Source organism: Escherichia sp. WS338 (assembly GCF_046486405.1).
Taxonomy (GTDB): Bacteria; Pseudomonadota; Gammaproteobacteria; order Enterobacterales; family Enterobacteriaceae; genus Escherichia; species Escherichia coli.
The window spans coordinates 26,123-43,448 of sequence record NZ_JBJQLL010000027.1 but is presented as its reverse complement, the minus strand read 5'-3'; the positions used below and the strand labels follow the sequence as shown (position 1 = coordinate 43,448).

Here is a 17,326-nt window from a genome sequence, read left to right as displayed (position 1 = left end):
ACGAAGTTGGATGCAAATGTCAGATCGTGTGCGCCTGTTAGGGCGCGGCTGGTAAGAGAGCCTTATAGGCGCATTTGAAAAACCTCCGGCTATGCCGGAGGATATTTATTAGCTTTTATTCCGACTTGTTCCGTAGTGAACATGCTGCCACACTAACAATTCTCTGATAAGGAGCCGGTATGTTCTTAATTAACGGTCATAAGCAGGAATCGCTGGCAGTAAGCGATCGGGCAACGCAGTTTGGTGATGGTTGTTTTACCACCGCCAGAGTTATCGACGGTAAAGTCAGTTTGTTATCGGCGCATATCCAGCGACTACAGGATGCTTGTCAGCGGTTGATGATTTCCTGTGACTTCTGGCCTCAGCTTGAACTAGAGATGAAAACGCTGGCAGCAGAACAGCAAAATGGTGTGCTGAAAGTGGTGATCAGTCGCGGTAGTGGCGGGCGAGGATACAGCACATTGAACAGCGGACCGGCAACGCGGATTCTCTCCGTTACGGTTTATCCCGCACATTACGACCGTTTGCGTAACGAGGGGATGACGTTGGCGCTAAGCCCGGTGCGGCTGGGGCGCAATCCTCATCTTGCAGGTATTAAACATCTTAATCGGCTTGAGCAAGTATTGATCCGCTCTCATCTTGAGCAGACAAACGCTGATGAGGCGCTGGTCCTTGACAGCGAAGGGTGGGTTACGGAATGCTGTGCGGCTAATTTGTTCTGGCGGAAGGGCAACGTAGTTTATACGCCGCGACTGGATCAGGCAGGTGTTAACGGCATTATGCGACAATTCTGTATCCGTTTGCTGGCACAATCCTCTTATCAGCTTGTCGAAGTGCAAGCCTCGCTGGAGGAGGCGTTGCAGGCAGATGAGATGGTTATTTGTAATGCGTTAATGCCAGTGATGCCCGTACGTGCCTGTGGCGATGTCTCCTTTTCGTCAGCAACGTTATATGAATATTTAGCCCCACTTTGTGAGCGCCCGAATTAGTCATGAAAAAAGTGTTATTGATTATCTTGTTATTGCTGGTGGTACTGGGTATCGCCGCTGGTGTGGGCGTCTGGAAGGTTCGCCATCTTGCCGACAGCAAATTACTTATCAAAGAAGAGACGATATTTACCCTGAAGCCAGGGACCGGACGTCTGGCGCTCGGTGAACAGCTTTATGCCGATAAGATCATCAATCGCCCACGGGTTTTCCAATGGCTGCTGCGTATCGAACCGGATCTTTCTCACTTTAAAGCCGGGACTTACCGCTTTACACCGCAGATGACCGTGCGCGAGATGCTGAAATTGCTGGAAAGCGGTAAAGAAGCACAGTTCCCTCTGCGACTGGTAGAAGGGATGCGTCTGAGCGATTACCTCAAGCAATTGCGTGAGGCCCCCTATATCAAGCACACGCTGAGCGACGATAAGTACGCCACCGTAGCGCAGGCACTTGAACTGGAAAACCCGGAGTGGATTGAAGGTTGGTTCTGGCCAGACACCTGGATGTATACCGCCAATACCACCGATGTCGCGTTACTCAAGCGAGCGCACAAGAAAATGGTGAAAGCGGTCGATAGCGCCTGGGAAGGGCGTGCGGACGGTCTGCCTTATAAAGATAAAAACCAGTTGGTGACGATGGCATCAATTATCGAAAAAGAAACCGCCGTTTCCAGCGAACGCGATCAGGTTGCCTCGGTATTTATCAACCGTTTACGCATTGGTATGCGCCTGCAGACCGACCCAACCGTGATTTACGGGATGGGAGAGCGTTATAATGGCAAACTTTCTCGTGCAGACCTGGAAACGCCGACAGCGTATAACACCTATACCATTACCGGTTTGCCGCCAGGTGCGATAGCGACGCCGGGGGCGGATTCGCTGAAGGCTGCTGCGCATCCGGCAAAAACGCCGTATCTCTATTTTGTGGCCGATGGTAAAGGTGGTCACACGTTTAATACCAATCTTGCCAGTCATAACAAGTCTGTGCAGGATTATCTGAAAGTGCTTAAGGAAAAAAATGCGCAGTAAGTATATCGTCATTGAGGGGCTGGAAGGCGCAGGCAAAACTACCGCGCGTAACGTGGTGGTTGAGACGCTCGAGCAACTGGGTATCCGCGACATGGTTTTCACTCGGGAACCTGGCGGTACGCAACTTGCCGAAAAGTTAAGAAGCCTGGTGCTGGATATCAAATCGGTAGGCGATGAAGTCATTACCGATAAAGCCGAAGTTCTGATGTTTTATGCCGCGCGCGTTCAACTGGTAGAAACGGTCATCAAACCTGCGCTGGCTAACGGCACCTGGGTGATTGGCGATCGCCACGATCTCTCCACTCAGGCGTATCAGGGCGGCGGACGTGGTATTGACCAACATATGCTGGCAACACTGCGTGATGCTGTTCTTGGGGATTTTCGCCCCGACTTAACGCTCTATCTCGATGTTACCCCGGAAGTTGGCTTAAAACGCGCGCGTGCACGCGGCGAGCTGGATCGTATTGAGCAAGAGTCTTTCGATTTTTTTAATCGCACCCGCGCCCGCTATCTGGAACTGGCAGCACAAGATAAAAGCATTCATACCATTGATGCCACCCAGCCGCTGGAGGCTGTGATGGATGCAATCCGCACTACCGTGACCAACTGGGTGAAGGAGTTGGACGCATGAGATGGTATCCATGGTTACGACCTGATTTCGAAAAACTGGTAGCCAGCTATCAGGCCGGAAGAGGTCACCATGCGCTGCTCATTCAGGCGTTACCGGGCATGGGCGATGATGCTTTAATCTACGCCCTGAGCCGTTATTTACTCTGCCAACAACCGCAGGGCCACAAAAGTTGCGGTCACTGTCGTGGATGTCAGTTGATGCAGGCTGGCACGCATCCCGATTACTACACCCTGGCTCCCGAAAAAGGGAAAAATACGCTGGGCATTGATGCGGTACGTGAGGTCACCGAAAAGCTGAATGAGCACGCACGCTTAGGTGGTGCGAAAGTTGTCTGGGTAACCGATGCTGCCTTACTAACCGACGCCGCGGCTAACGCATTGCTGAAAACGCTTGAAGAGCCACCAGCAGAAACGTGGTTTTTCCTTGCTACCCGCGAGCCAGAACGTTTACTGGCAACATTACGTAGTCGTTGTCGGTTACATTACCTTGCGCCGCCACCGGAACAGTACGCCGTGACCTGGCTTTCACGCGAAGTGACAATGTCACAGGATGCATTACTTGCCGCATTGCGCTTAAGCGCCGGTTCGCCTGGTGCGGCACTGGCGTTGTTTCAGGGAGATATCTGGCAGGCTCGTGAAACATTGTGTCAGGCGCTGGCATATAGCGTGCAATCGGGCGACTGGTATTCGCTGCTAGCAGCCCTTAATCATGAACAAGCTCCGGCGCGTTTACACTGGCTGGCAACGTTGCTGATGGATGCGCTAAAACGCCATCATGGCGCTGCGCAGGTTACCAATGTTGATGTGCCGGGCCTGGTCGTCGAACTGGCAAACCATCTTTCTCCCTCGCGTCTGCAGGCTATACTGGGGGATGTTTGCCACATTCGTGAACAGTTAATGTCTGTCACAGGTATTAACCGCGAGCTTCTCATCACCGATCTTTTACTGCGTATTGAGCATTACCTGCAACCGGGCGTTGTGCTACCGGTTCCTCATCTTTAAGAGAGACATCATGTTTTTAGTCGACTCACACTGCCATCTCGATGGTCTGGATTATGAATCTTTGCATAAGGACGTGGATGACGTTCTGGCGAAAGCTGCCGCACGCGATGTGAAATTTTGTCTGGCAGTCGCCACAACATTACCAGGTTATTTACACATGCGGGATCTGGTAGGCGAACGTGACAACGTCGTATTTTCTTGTGGCGTGCATCCACTCAACCAGAATGATCCCTACGATGTAGAAGATTTACGCCGTCTGGCGGCAGAAGAGGGCGTTGTTGCGCTGGGTGAAACCGGGCTGGATTATTATTACACGCCGGAAACTAAAGTACGTCAGCAAGAGTCCTTCATCCATCATATCCAGATTGGTCGTGAACTGAACAAGCCGGTTATCGTCCACACCCGTGACGCCCGCGCCGATACGCTGGCAATTCTGCGCGAAGAAAAAGTGACGGATTGCGGTGGCGTACTACACTGTTTTACAGAGGACAGAGAAACGGCGGGCAAATTACTGGATCTCGGATTTTACATCTCCTTTTCCGGCATTGTGACCTTCCGTAATGCGGAGCAACTGCGCGATGCTGCGCGTTATGTCCCCCTGGATCGGTTACTGGTGGAAACTGACTCACCTTACCTTGCGCCGGTACCGCATCGAGGAAAAGAGAATCAACCTGCGATGGTTCGTGACGTTGCAGAATACATGGCTGTGTTGAAAGGTGTTGCCGTTGAAGAACTGGCGCAGGTAACCACCGATAACTTCGCCCGTCTGTTTCACATCGACGCTTCCCGCCTTCAATCCATCCGTTGAATGAGTTTTTTTAAAGCTCGTAATTAATGGCTAAAACGAGTAAAGTTCACCGCCGAAAATCGGGCGGTGAATAACCACGTTTGAAATATTGTGACATATGTTTTGTCAAAATGTGCAACTTCTCCAATGATCTGAAGTTGAAACGTGATAGCCGTCAAACAAATCGGCACTGAATTATTTTACTCTGTGTAATAAATAAAGGGCGCTTAGATGCCCTGTACACGGCGAGGCACTCCCCCCTTGCCACGCGTGAGAACGTAAAAAAAGCACCCATACTCAGGAGCACTCTCAATTATGTTTAAGAATGCATTTGCTAACCTGCAAAAGGTCGGTAAATCGCTGATGCTGCCGGTATCCGTACTGCCTATCGCAGGTATTCTGCTGGGCGTCGGTTCCGCGAATTTCAGCTGGCTGCCCGCCGTTGTATCGCATGTTATGGCAGAAGCAGGCGGTTCCGTCTTTGCAAACATGCCACTGATTTTTGCGATCGGTGTCGCCCTCGGCTTTACCAATAACGATGGCGTATCCGCGCTGGCCGCAGTTGTTGCCTATGGCATCATGGTTAAAACCATGGCCGTGGTTGCGCCACTGGTACTGCATTTACCTGCTGAAGAAATCGCCTCTAAACACCTGGCGGATACTGGCGTACTCGGGGGGATTATCTCCGGTGCGATCGCAGCGTACATGTTTAACCGTTTCTACCGTATTAAGCTGCCTGAGTATCTTGGCTTCTTTGCCGGTAAACGCTTTGTGCCGATCATTTCAGGCCTGGCTGCCATCTTTACTGGCGTTGTGCTGTCCTTCATTTGGCCGCCGATTGGTTCTGCAATCCAGACCTTCTCTCAGTGGGCTGCTTACCAGAACCCGGTAGTTGCGTTTGGCATTTACGGTTTCATCGAACGTTGCCTGGTACCGTTTGGTCTGCACCACATCTGGAACGTACCTTTCCAGATGCAGATTGGTGAATACACCAACGCAGCAGGTCAGGTTTTCCACGGCGACATTCCGCGTTATATGGCGGGTGACCCGACTGCGGGTAAACTGTCTGGTGGCTTCCTGTTCAAAATGTACGGTCTGCCAGCTGCCGCAATTGCTATCTGGCACTCTGCTAAACCAGAAAACCGCGCGAAAGTGGGCGGTATTATGATCTCCGCGGCGCTGACCTCGTTCCTGACCGGTATCACCGAGCCGATCGAGTTCTCCTTCATGTTCGTTGCGCCGATCCTGTACATCATCCACGCGATTCTGGCAGGCCTGGCATTCCCAATCTGTATTCTTCTGGGGATGCGTGACGGTACGTCGTTCTCGCACGGTCTGATCGACTTCATCGTTCTGTCTGGTAACAGCAGCAAACTGTGGCTGTTCCCGATCGTCGGTATCGGTTATGCCATTGTTTACTACACCATCTTCCGCGTGCTGATTAAAGCACTGGATCTGAAAACGCCGGGTCGTGAAGACGCGACTGAAGACGCAAAAGCGACAGGTACCAGCGAAATGGCACCGGCTCTGGTTGCTGCATTTGGTGGTAAAGAAAACATTACTAACCTCGACGCATGTATTACCCGTCTGCGCGTCAGCGTTGCTGATGTGTCTAAAGTGGATCAGGCTGGCCTGAAGAAACTGGGCGCAGCGGGCGTAGTGGTTGCTGGTTCTGGTGTTCAGGCGATTTTCGGTACTAAATCCGATAACCTGAAAACCGAGATGGATGAGTACATCCGTAACCACTAATCCGTAAGACGTTGGGGAGACTAAGGCAGCCAGATGGCTGCCTTTTTTACAGGTGTTATTCAGAATTGATACGTGCCGGTAATGCTGAAATTACGCGGTGCGCCGTAGACAATAGAACCTTCCACGTTGGTATCGTAGGTTTTGTCGAACAGGTTATTGACATTCCCCTGTAACGAGAAGTTTTTCGTCACCTGGTAGCGGGTGAAGAGATCCACCAGCGCGTAGCTACCTTGCTCGGCGCGGAAGGTGCCATACGGTGTCACGGTGTCGGTATACACGCGATTTTGCCAGTTAACACCACCGCCGACCGTCAACTCTGGCATGACAGGCAACCGGTAGCTGGTGAACATTTTAACCGTGGTGCGTGGCAGATTAGGATTAACGGCGTTTCCTTCGTTATCCTCTGCAATATAGCGCGTTGCGCCAAACGTCAGCTGCCAGTTGTCGGTAATTGCGCCGTTGAGTTCAAATTCCACACCTTTACTGACTGTCCCATCCACCGCTTTATAGGCGGTTTCGCCGTTGCTGCCGGGGATAGGTGTACCGGTGGACTGAGCGACATTATCCTGCTCAATACGGAAGATGGCTAACGTGGTGGTCAGACGGCTATTCATCCAGTCCGATTTCAGACCCAGCTCGTAGTTGTTACCGGTGATTGGAGCCAGATATTTGCCTGAACTGTCACGATCATTTTGCGGCTGGAAAATAGAGGTATAGCTGGCGTAGGTCGACCAGTTGTCATTGATGTCAAACACCAGACCAGCGTAAGGCGTGGTGTGGTTTTTCTCCATGCTGTAAGTCAGCGTATCAACCCGCCAGTTGGTATAACGTGCGCCGAGGATCAGATGCAGCGGATCGGCAAGGGTGACACGAGTGGCAGCATATAACGATTTCATATGTGTGGTATCGTCCTGCGCCAGGCTCTGTGGTGACCAGTCGGTTTGTGGGAAATTGCCATTAAAGTTGTAGAAACTGCCAATTTCATCCGGGAAGATGTAGGCCCATGAACTGAAGTAACGATTGTTTTGTTTGCTGTAACTGCCACCAAACATTAGATTGTGCTGACGACCAAACAATTCATAACTACCGTCAGCAAACAAATCCAGCGCATCAACTTTACGTTTGCCGCTGTTCCAACCGGTACCGCCGACATAATCAAAGCCAGGTCCATAATTACTGTATGGCCCAACCAGCATACCATCCGCTTTGTTTACATAGGCATCGACATACATCATTTTACTGTCAAATTCGACTTCGGAGTGGGTGGCATTCAGTGTCGCTTGCCAGGTATCAGCAAACCGCTGCTTGAGGGTCATAAAGACCTTGTTGATCTCTTTATCGTTATACGCCCAGTCAGGTGCGGTACTGCGTGCGCGATCGTAACTGTTGCTGCTGCCATCAGTATTCCAGCGCGGTAAACCGCCCCAGGTTGGGCTATTAACATCAATGCGCTGATATTCGTAACCGGCTGAAAGCGTCGTAAGATCGCCTAAATCAGCATCGACAATGCCGGAGAAGAAGGTCTTTTCACTGTTGTAGCGGTCCAGCCATGAGTCGTTATTCTGGTAGCCGCCGACAATTCGTGCGCGGATTTTACCATCTTCGGTGAGTGGGCTTTGTAAATCCGCCACATACCGTTCTTTGTTCCAGCTACCGTATTCCGCCGAGACATCGCCTTTAAATTCACGACTGGTCGCGTGTTTTCGAACCATATTAATTGCCGCAGATGGATTACCCGTCCCGGTCATGAGTCCTGTCGCGCCACGCACTACTTCTACGCGTTCAAACAGTGCCATATCAGAAAGTGCGTCGCCCAGATTCCAGCGCGATTCAAAATAGGTGGGGATACCATCAACCATATAGTTATCGATCTGGAATCCGCGGGAATAATAAAGAGCACGATCGGAATCCGCTTGGCTTTTGCTGATCCCCAGCGTGTTTTCCATCACTTCGCCCAGCGTTTGTAACTGCTGATCTTCCATCCGCTGCTGACTAACAATAGTGACCGACTGAGGAATATCACGTTGAGTCATCTGCATTTTGGTACCCGCAGAGGTAGACGTTACGCTGTAATCATTTTCGTCATCAACTGGAGTAGTGGCTGAACCCTCAACAATCACCGTTTCTTCAGTGGCTGGTGCAGCAAAAGCGGCGGAAGGTAAGAGTGCCAGTGCTATGCAGGCGGCAAGCAGTGACGGTTTGGAGGTGGTTTGATATTGATTATCCCTGTTAAATTGTGTTGAAAGCATCTGAAATCTCTTGGTTTATGTTGTCGTCAGGCTCATGCCGGAGGAGGGTGATGAGCGGTTATATTTAGTGTGCGAATAATTTTGCATGTAAATGCAAATGAGAAATATACGCATTCATATTTGACGTGTAAACCAAACAGAGAATGTCTTTTCAGCGCATTCGCAGGCAGAAATGGGAATAATGGCGATATATACGGCAGCAAAACGATTTTTTGCTTAAGAAATCGTGAGTTAAGGTTGAAAGAGCAGGTTTAACTCGACCATACTCTATACTCGCAGTGTGGCGCGGCGTAGCATGGCGCAACGCATGGCTATTTGAAAAAGGAAAATGTCGTGGCAGAAGAAACTATATTCAGCAAAATTATTCGTCGTGAGATCCCCTCCGATATCGTCTACCAGGATGATCTGGTAACGGCGTTTCGCGATATTTCGCCGCAAGCGCCAACGCATATTCTGATCATTCCGAATATCCTCATTCCGACTGTGAACGACGTGTCAGCTGAGCATGAGCAGGCGCTGGGACGCATGATCACCGTAGCGGCAAAAATTGCTGAGCAAGAAGGTATTGCCGAAGATGGCTATCGTCTGATCATGAACACCAACCGCCATGGCGGACAAGAGGTTTACCACATCCATATGCACTTGTTGGGTGGCCGTCCGCTGGGACCAATGCTGGCGCATAAAGGTCTGTAACAATGAGAAAAGGATGCTTTGGGCTGGTGTCTCTGGCGTTGTTAGTGCTGGTGGGCTGTCGTTCACATCCGGAAATTCCGGTGAATGATGAGCAATCGCTGGTGATGGAGTCATCTTTATTGGCTGCGGGCATCAGTGCAGAAAAGCCCGTCCTTTCGACGTCTGATATTCAACCTTCAGCATCCTCAACGCTTTATAACGAAAGGCAAGAACCCGTTACCGTTCATTATCGTTTTTACTGGTATGACGCCAGAGGGCTGGAGATGCATCCTCTGGAAAGGCCACGCAGCGTTACCCTTCCCGCACATTCGGCGGTAACGCTGTACGGCAGCGCCAATTTTCTGGGGGCGCACAAAGTCAGACTTTATCTATATTTGTAAGGGGTGAATCTTGATGACAAAAATGAGTCGCTACGCCTTGATTACCGCGCTGGCGATGTTTCTTGCCGGGTGTGTGGGGCAACGTGAATCTGCGCCGGTAGAAGAAGTGAAACCAGCGCCGGAACAACCAGCCGAGCCGCAACAGCCTGTCCCCACAGTGCCATCGGTGCCGACAATCCCGCAGCAGCCAGGCCCAATTGAGCACGAAGATCAAACTGCACCGCCTGCGCCGCATATTCGCCATTATGATTGGAATGGCGCAATGCAGCCGATGGTCAGTAAGATGCTTGGGGCTGACGGCGTGACTGCGGGTAGCGTCCTGCTGGTTGATAGCGTTAACAACCGTACTAACGGTTCGCTGAATGCCGCAGAAGCGACCGAAACGCTGCGAAATGCGCTGGCTAATAACGGTAAATTTACCCTGGTTTCCGCCCAGCAGCTGTCGATGGCAAAGCAACAGTTAGGTTTGTCGCCGCAGGACAGTTTAGGCACCCGTAGTAAAGCCATAGGCATTGCCCGCAATGTCGGCGCTCATTACGTGCTGTACTCCAGCGCCTCTGGCAACGTTAACGCTCCGACCCTTCAAATGCAGCTGATGCTGGTGCAGACGGGCGAAATTATCTGGTCAGGTAAAGGTGCCGTTTCGCAGCAATAATCCCATCACGCGCGACGAATTGCTGTCGCGCTTTTTCCCGCAGTTTCATCCCGTCACGACGTTTAATAGTGGGCTTAGTGGCGGGAGTTTTCTCATTGAACATCAGGGCCAGCGTTTTGTTGTGCGTCAGCCGCACGATCCTGATGCGCCGCGGTTCGCGTTCTTGCGCCAGTATCGGGCTTTATCACAACTACCCGCATGCATTGCACCGAAGCCGCATTTATATCTCCGTGACTGGATGGTGGTCGACTATCTGCCCGGCGAGGTAAAAACGTATTTGCCGGATACCAACGAACTGGCAGGCTTGCTGTATTATCTACATCAACAACCGCGTTTTGGCTGGCGAATAACGCTGTTGCCGTTACTGGAACTGTACTGGCAGCAAAGCGATCCGGCGCGGCGGACAGTGGGTTGGCTGCGAAGGTTAAAACGTCTGCGCAAAGCGCGGGAACCACGGCCTTTACGCTTAAGTCCATTGCATATGGATGTCCACGCCGGAAATTTAGTGCATAGCGCGTCAGGGTTAAAACTCATCGACTGGGAGTATGCCGGAGATGGTGATATCGCGCTGGAACTGGCGGCGGTGTGGGTGGAAAATACTGACCAGCACCGGCAATTGGTCAATGACTATGCCACTCGCGCGAAGATTTATCCGGCGCAATTATGGCGTCAGGTCAGGCGATGGTTTCCCTGGCTGCTGATGCTCAAAGCAGGGTGGTTTGAGTACCGCTGGCGACAAACCGGCGATCAACAATTTATCAGGCTGGCCGATGACACCTGGCGGCAGCTATTAATAAAACAATAAGGAGAGCAGTGTGGGTCCAGTAATGTTGGATGTCGAAGGTTACGAACTGGACGCGGAAGAGCGTGAAATACTGGCGCATCCGCTGGTGGGAGGGCTGATTCTCTTTACGCGTAACTATCATGATCCTGCCCAGTTACGTGAACTGGTGCGCCAGATCCGCGCAGCTTCGCGCAATCATCTGGTGGTGGCGGTTGATCAGGAAGGTGGACGCGTGCAGCGTTTTCGTGAAGGTTTTACCCGCTTGCCAGCGGCACAATCATTTGCTGCGCTGTTGGGAATGGAAGAAGGCGGAAAACTGGCGCGAGAGGCAGGTTGGTTGATGGCCAGCGAAATGATTGCTATGGATATTGATATCAGCTTTGCGCCAGTGCTGGACGTCGGGCATATCAGCGCGGCGATTGGCGAGCGTTCTTATCATTCCGATCCCGAAAAAGCCCTGGCAATTGCCAGCCGGTTTATTGATGGTATGCATGAAGCCGGAATGAAAACGACCGGGAAACACTTTCCAGGACACGGTGCAGTAACGGCAGACTCACACAAAGAAACACCGTGCGACCCACGTCCGCAAGCGGAGATTCGCGCTAAAGATATGTCGGTCTTCAGTTCCTTAATCCGCGAAAATAAACTCGACGCCATTATGCCTGCGCATGTGATCTACAGTGATGTCGATCCGCGTCCGGCGAGCGGTTCTCCCTATTGGCTGAAAACCGTTTTGCGTCAGGAACTGGGTTTTGATGGCGTGATTTTCTCTGACGATTTATCGATGGAAGGAGCCGCGATTATGGGCAGTTATGCCGAACGCGGGCAGGCATCACTGGACGCGGGTTGCGATATGATCCTGGTCTGCAATAATCGTAAAGGGGCCGTCAGCGTGTTAGATAATCTGTCACCGATCAAGGCAGAACGTGTTACACGTTTGTATCATAAAGGTTCATTTTCGCGACAGGAACTGATGGACTCGGCTCGCTGGAAAGCGATCAGCGCCCGTCTGAATCAGTTACATGAACGCTGGCAGGAAGAGAAAGCAGGTCACTAACCCTGGCTTATGTGAGGAAGCGATGATTATCTATTTACACGGTTTTGACTCTAACAGTCCGGGTAACCACGAGAAAGTCTTACAATTGCAGTTTATTGACCCGGATGTACGCTTGATAAGCTACAGTACGCGGCATCCGAAACATGATATGCAGCATCTGCTCAAAGAAGTGGACAAAATGTTGCAACTGAACGTCGACGAGCGTCCGCTGATTTGCGGCGTTGGTCTGGGCGGATACTGGGCGGAACGGATTGGTTTTCTTTGCGATATCCGCCAGGTGATCTTCAACCCTAATTTGTTCCCTTATGAGAACATGGAAGGCAAGATTGATCGCCCGGAAGAGTATGCCGATATTGCCACTAAGTGTGTGACCAACTTCCGCGAAAAGAATCGCGATCGTTGCCTGGTGATTTTGTCGCGTAATGATGAAGCGCTTAACAGCCAGCGGACATCTGAAGAGCTGCATCATTATTACGAGATTGTCTGGGACGAAGAGCAGACGCACAAATTCAAGAATATCTCCCCGCATTTACAGCGTATTAAAGCGTTCAAAACCCTCGGGTAAATGCCCTCGTCGCATCAGGTAACCTTGCCGGTACCTGATGCGCATTTTATCAGGCCTACCAAACGTCCTCCATACACCCCTCACGCTATACCACTCTCATAAATTCGCTCAAATAATAAACAATAAGCTCTGTTTTTTGATCTCGCCCGGTAAAGTCGCCTATCTTTTCAGCAACAAAACTTGATTAACATCAATTTTGGTATGACCAATGCACCATTCATGTTATTCTCAATAGTGAAGAACATTTTCATTGTTGTAACCTGTTGTTAATTAAGAGCTATGTTAATAACCATTAATTAACAATTGGTTAATAAATTTAAGGGGGTCACGTTGACTACGCCATTGAAAAAAATTGTGATTGTCGGCGGCGGTGCTGGTGGGCTGGAAATGGCAACACAGCTGGGGCATAAGCTGGGACGCAAGAAAAAAGCCAAAATCACGCTGGTCGATCGTAACCACAGCCACCTGTGGAAACCGCTGCTGCACGAAGTGGCGACTGGCTCGCTTGATGAAGGCGTCGATGCGTTGAGCTATCTGGCCCATGCGCGCAATCATGGTTTCCAGTTCCAGCTGGGTTCCGTCATTGATATTGATCGTGAAGCGAAAACAATCACTATTGCAGAACTGCGCGACGAGAAAGGTGAACTGCTGGTTCCGGAACGTAAAATCGCCTATGACACCCTGGTAATGGCGCTGGGTAGCACCTCTAACGATTTCAATACGCCAGGTGTCAAAGAGAACTGCATTTTCCTCGATAACCCGCACCAGGCGCGTCGCTTCCACCAAGAGATGCTGAATCTGTTCCTGAAATACTCCGCCAACCTGGGCGCGAATGGCAAAGTAAACATTGCGATTGTCGGCGGCGGCGCGACGGGTGTAGAACTCTCCGCTGAATTGCACAACGCGGTCAAGCAACTGCACAGTTACGGTTATAAAGGTCTGACCAACGAAGCCCTGAACGTAACGCTGGTAGAAGCGGGCGAACGTATTTTGCCTGCATTGCCGCCACGTATCTCTGCTGCGGCCCATAGTGAGTTAACGAAACTTGGCGTTCGCGTGCTGACGCAAACCATGGTCACCAGTGCTGATGAAGGCGGCCTGCACACTAAAGATGGCGAATATATTGAGGCTGATCTGATGGTGTGGGCAGCCGGGATCAAAGCGCCAGACTTCCTGAAAGATATCGGTGGTCTTGAAACCAACCGTATCAACCAGCTGGTGGTGGAACCGACGCTGCAAACCACTCGCGATCCAGACATATACGCTATTGGCGACTGCGCGTCATGCCCGCGTCCGGAAGGGGGCTTTGTTCCGCCGCGCGCTCAGGCCGCACATCAGATGGCAACCTGCGCAATGAACAACATTCTGGCGCAGATGAACGGTAAGCCGCTGAAAAATTATCAGTATAAAGATCACGGTTCGCTGGTATCGCTGTCGAACTTTTCCACCGTCGGTAGCCTGATGGGTAACCTGACACGCGGCTCAATGATGATTGAAGGACGAATTGCGCGCTTTGTATACATCTCGCTGTACCGAATGCACCAGATTGCGCTGCATGGTTACTTTAAAACCGGATTAATGATGCTGGTGGGGAGTATTAACCGCGTTATCCGTCCACGTTTGAAGTTGCATTAATCGGCTTGTACTGGCGGATGGGGCATAAACGCCTTATCCGCCCTGGACAAATGGTACGAGCGGTAGGCCTGATAAGACGCGTTAAGTGTCGCATCAGGCATTCCTTCAGACTCCTCCGAATCCCTAAGTATTTCCAGCCATTCCCGCGCTTTTCATCTTCTGTCTGATAGCTGCTTTTCTCCTTCGCTTGCATGATTGGCATAACTGCAAAGAAGGAGGTATTCCCGTGAATAAATCAATGTTGGCGGGTATCGGGATTGGTGTCGCAGCTGCGTTGGGCGTAGCGGCAGTGGCCAGTCTGAACGTGTTTGAACGTGGCCCGCAATACGCTCAGGTTGTTTCTGCAACCCCAATCAAGGAAACGGTTAAAACACCGCGTCAGGAGTGTCGCAACGTCACAGTGACCCATCGTCGACCGGTGCAGGATGAAAATCGCATTACCGGGTCGGTGCTCGGCGCTGTTGCTGGTGGCGTGATAGGGCATCAGTTTGGTGGTGGTCGCGGTAAAGATGTCGCTACTGTTGTGGGGGCGCTGGGTGGTGGATATGCCGGTAACCAGATCCAGGGCTCTCTCCAGGAAAGCGATACTTACACGACTACGCAACAGCGTTGTAAAACGGTGTATGACAAGTCAGAAAAAATGCTCGGTTATGATGTGACCTATAAGATTGGCGATCAGCAGGGCAAAATCCGCATGGAACGCGATCCGGGTACGCAGATCCCGCTAGATAGCAACGGGCAACTGATTTTGAATAACAAAGTATAACAAGGCTGTACTCTGCAATTTGGCCCCTCATTCGCTCAGGCTGAGGGGCTTTTTTTGCGACTTATTTCAGCAGTTCCGGCCATAAACGCAAAGTCGTTCGGGCAATTTGCATCAGTTTTTCCAGCGATGCACCTTCGCGTGCGCTGATCGACATCCCCTGAATAATACAATTAAGGAATTCTGCCAGATGCGTCACGTCACAGTGGGTCGGGATTTCCCCGCGCGCTTGTCGTTGACATAAAAACTGCTGCAAAGTGCGCTCTTGCATCGCATGGCGTGATTTCAGCGTATTGGCGATATCTCCTGAATCCGGGGAGAGGGTGGTGCAGTTGTTGATCATGAAGCAGCCTGCCGGGGTGTCTTTGCTGGTAAAGCAGTTGGCGATGGCAGCAAAATAGTCAGCCAGCGCAGACTCCACGCTTTTCTCTTCACAAAACAGCTGTGCTTCATGCTTAGCGGCAAAACGATCGATATAACGGTCGAGTACGGCGCGAAATAACCCCTCTTTGTTGGTAAATTCCGCGTATAGCGTGGGCGCTTTGGCTCCGGTCGCTTCGACGAGGTCCGCAAGAGAAGTCGCTTCATAACCGTGCTGCCAGAACAATTTCATGGCCTTATCAAGCGCGGCATCCCTGTCGAACACTTTTGGGCGGCCGCGGCTTTTTTTTACACATTGTGTTGAGTCAGTTGCCATGATGCCGTTGTACCTGGTGACTGTGAATGAAAGGTTATTATAAAAATAATCACCTCCGTTCACCAGTCCACAAACCATAAAAATAATTGCTTTCTATTTAACTGAAATTTAAAGATTTTTAAATTAATTAATGATTGTTATAAAAAATATCTTGTATGTGATCCAGATCACATCTATCATTTAGTTATCGATCGTTAAGTAATTGCTTGCGACGTCATTCATCTGCATAAGGCCACTATTATGAAAAACGTAAAAACCCTCATCGCTGCGGCGATTTTAAGCTCAATGTCATTTGCCAGCTTTGCGGCTGTCGAAGTTCAGTCAACGCCAGAAGGCCAACAAAAAGTCGGTACTATCAGTGCTAACGCGGGGACAAATCTGGGATCGCTGGAAGAGCAGCTGGCGCAAAAAGCGGATGAGATGGGCGCAAAATCTTTCCGTATTACTTCTGTAACCGGTCCGAATACCCTCCATGGAACAGCAGTAATTTATAAATAAGCATTAACCCTCATTAATGCCTGCTACTGCTGATTTTTTTCCCCGCGACATGCCGTGTCGCGGGGATTTTTTTATCCGAGCTTTACAGAGTTTGTGGGCTCACTTGATGACGGCGGACATCCACCGGCATCCCGGAACGGACATCCATCACATGTTGCATCACTTCAGCGTCAGTTTGTGCTGCATCTTTAAATGATTGCATTGCGCTATTCAGCGTAATTGGCAGCAGCTGCGGATCGTCATCAATCTTCTCTGACAGCGGCTGATGTACTTCAACCAGACGCGCACCGTTTGGTTCGGCAGAGACTTTTATCGGAGTGTTGATGATATTCACTTTGGTGCCTGGGGTGACCTGGCTAAAGAGTGTTTTGATATCGTCATCCCGCAGACGAATACAGCCAGAACTTACCCGCATGCCAATGCCGAAATCGGCGTTCGTACCGTGGAGCAAATAAACGCCGCCATAGGCCGCCAGGCGAATCGCATGATGGCCCATTGGATTATCCGGTCCAGCCGGAACTACCGCAGGCAACTCAATTCCCTGTGCTTTATAACGGGCGCGGATGTTTGCCGTTGGCGTCCAGGTTGGGTTTGCACGTTTGTCTGAAACGGTGGTCACCATTGTCGGCGTCAGCGTGTCACCACCTAACTGACCAATGCCGATGGGATACACGGTTACCGAATTTTTACCCGGCGGGTAGTAATAGAGACGCAGTTCCGCAATATTGATCACAATGCCTTCGCGCGGCGCATCTGGAAGTAGGGTTTGCAACGGGATCGTTAACACGCTGCCCGCGCGCGGTACGTAAGGATCAACGCCGGGGTTAGCCTGTAACAGAGCGAGAAAGCCGACGTTATATTTTTTGGCGATGGCTTCCAGAGAACCACCGTCATTTTCCACCACATGAAATTTGTTTTCGCCAACCAGACGACTGCCCGCTGGCGGCAGCGGCCAGGTGTTGGCTTTTGCCGGTAGCGCCAGCGCCACGGCAGCGGCGAACGTAAAAAACGTTAGCCAGCGAGAAAAACGCGTTTTGATCATCACCAAAAATCCATAATAAATATAAGGTTATTGTAATAAACAGATAAGCCTGAATTATGGATGGTGACAGTGTCGGATAGTGCAGGGAAGTGCAAAGAATTTGTAAATGTTGCAGATGGGGGCGCA

The 17,326-nt window shown here is 50.9% G+C and carries 18 protein-coding genes; 15 read left to right on the top strand and 3 right to left on the bottom strand.

Features of this window, described 5'->3' with window-relative positions:
• The first annotated feature begins 179 nt into the window (after positions 1-179).
• From pabC to ptsG, 6 genes are all read left to right on the top strand, one after another.
• A complete protein-coding gene (gene pabC, locus ACJHWT_RS19485) occupies positions 180-989 on the top strand; it encodes an aminodeoxychorismate lyase (RefSeq protein ID WP_000478679.1) in 810 nt (269 codons plus the stop codon).
• A 2-nt stretch (positions 990-991) separates the two neighbouring features.
• A complete protein-coding gene (gene yceG / locus ACJHWT_RS19480) occupies positions 992-2,014 on the top strand; it encodes a cell division protein YceG (protein WP_000756841.1) in 1,023 nt (340 codons plus the stop codon).
• Positions 2,004-2,645: a dTMP kinase gene (gene tmk, locus ACJHWT_RS19475; RefSeq protein WP_001257002.1), complete on the top strand. Its 642-nt coding sequence runs from the start codon at positions 2,004-2,006 to the stop codon at positions 2,643-2,645. Before yceG ends, tmk begins: the two co-directional genes overlap by 11 nt.
• Positions 2,642-3,646, top strand: coding sequence for a DNA polymerase III subunit delta' (gene holB, locus ACJHWT_RS19470; protein ID WP_001267936.1), 1,005 nt, complete (start codon positions 2,642-2,644; stop codon positions 3,644-3,646). Before tmk ends, holB begins: the two co-directional genes overlap by 4 nt.
• A 10-nt stretch (positions 3,647-3,656) precedes the next feature.
• Entirely contained in the window at positions 3,657-4,454 is a 798-nt protein-coding gene (locus ACJHWT_RS19465) for a metal-dependent hydrolase (protein ID WP_000480245.1), read from the top strand.
• Positions 4,455-4,748: 294 nt separating this feature from the next.
• A complete protein-coding gene (ptsG, locus tag ACJHWT_RS19460; RefSeq protein WP_000475719.1) occupies positions 4,749-6,182 on the top strand; it encodes a PTS glucose transporter subunit IIBC in 1,434 nt (477 codons plus the stop codon).
• A gap of 59 nt (positions 6,183-6,241) precedes the next feature.
• On the opposite strand, the gene fhuE is transcribed toward ptsG, so the two are convergent.
• Positions 6,242-8,431: a ferric-rhodotorulic acid/ferric-coprogen receptor FhuE gene (gene fhuE / locus ACJHWT_RS19455; RefSeq protein ID WP_000953492.1), complete on the bottom strand. Its 2,190-nt coding sequence runs from the start codon at positions 8,429-8,431 to the stop codon at positions 6,242-6,244.
• 333 nt (positions 8,432-8,764) lie between these two features.
• Here fhuE and hinT point away from each other — a divergent pair, with 333 nt between their 5' ends.
• From hinT to ACJHWT_RS19415, 8 genes are all read left to right on the top strand, one after another.
• A complete protein-coding gene (gene hinT, locus ACJHWT_RS19450; RefSeq protein ID WP_000807125.1) occupies positions 8,765-9,124 on the top strand; it encodes a purine nucleoside phosphoramidase in 360 nt (119 codons plus the stop codon).
• A gap of 2 nt (positions 9,125-9,126) precedes the next feature.
• Entirely contained in the window at positions 9,127-9,504 is a 378-nt protein-coding gene (locus tag ACJHWT_RS19445; protein ID WP_001225292.1) for a YcfL family protein, read from the top strand.
• A 13-nt stretch (positions 9,505-9,517) separates the two neighbouring features.
• Positions 9,518-10,159, top strand: a complete 642-nt coding sequence (gene lpoB / locus ACJHWT_RS19440; protein WP_000164455.1) for a penicillin-binding protein activator LpoB — start codon at positions 9,518-9,520, stop codon at positions 10,157-10,159.
• Positions 10,140-10,964 (top strand): thiamine kinase, encoded by an 825-nt coding sequence (gene thiK / locus ACJHWT_RS19435; RefSeq protein ID WP_001116587.1) that lies wholly within the window; start codon positions 10,140-10,142, stop codon positions 10,962-10,964. Before lpoB ends, thiK begins: the two co-directional genes overlap by 20 nt.
• A gap of 10 nt (positions 10,965-10,974) precedes the next feature.
• A complete protein-coding gene (gene nagZ / locus ACJHWT_RS19430) occupies positions 10,975-12,000 on the top strand; it encodes a beta-N-acetylhexosaminidase (RefSeq protein ID WP_000529306.1) in 1,026 nt (341 codons plus the stop codon).
• 22 nt (positions 12,001-12,022) lie between these two features.
• Positions 12,023-12,565 carry an alpha/beta hydrolase YcfP gene (gene ycfP, locus ACJHWT_RS19425; RefSeq protein ID WP_000587933.1) on the top strand — a complete coding sequence of 181 codons (543 nt, stop codon included), beginning with the start codon at positions 12,023-12,025 and terminating at the stop codon, positions 12,563-12,565.
• A 330-nt stretch (positions 12,566-12,895) separates the two neighbouring features.
• Complete coding sequence (gene ndh, locus ACJHWT_RS19420; protein ID WP_001295966.1) at positions 12,896-14,200, top strand: NADH-quinone dehydrogenase; 1,305 nt, start codon at positions 12,896-12,898, stop codon at positions 14,198-14,200.
• 226 nt (positions 14,201-14,426) lie between these two features.
• Entirely contained in the window at positions 14,427-14,966 is a 540-nt protein-coding gene (locus tag ACJHWT_RS19415) for a glycine zipper 2TM domain-containing protein (protein ID WP_001043460.1), read from the top strand.
• 61 nt (positions 14,967-15,027) lie between these two features.
• On the opposite strand, the gene comR is transcribed toward ACJHWT_RS19415, so the two are convergent.
• The gene (gene comR, locus ACJHWT_RS19410; protein WP_001298465.1) at positions 15,028-15,660 is read right to left on the bottom strand and encodes a TetR family copper-responsive transcriptional repressor ComR; all 633 of its coding nucleotides are present in this window, start codon (positions 15,658-15,660) and stop codon (positions 15,028-15,030) included.
• A 240-nt stretch (positions 15,661-15,900) separates the two neighbouring features.
• Between comR and bhsA the strand changes: the two genes are divergently transcribed.
• On the top strand, positions 15,901-16,158 hold the full coding sequence (bhsA, locus tag ACJHWT_RS19405; protein ID WP_000800153.1) for a multiple stress resistance protein BhsA: 258 nt from the start codon (positions 15,901-15,903) through the stop codon (positions 16,156-16,158).
• 82 nt (positions 16,159-16,240) lie between these two features.
• On the opposite strand, the gene ldtC is transcribed toward bhsA, so the two are convergent.
• Positions 16,241-17,203 (bottom strand): L,D-transpeptidase LdtC, encoded by a 963-nt coding sequence (gene ldtC / locus ACJHWT_RS19400; protein ID WP_001300895.1) that lies wholly within the window; start codon positions 17,201-17,203, stop codon positions 16,241-16,243.
• Positions 17,204-17,326: the final 123 nt, after the last annotated feature.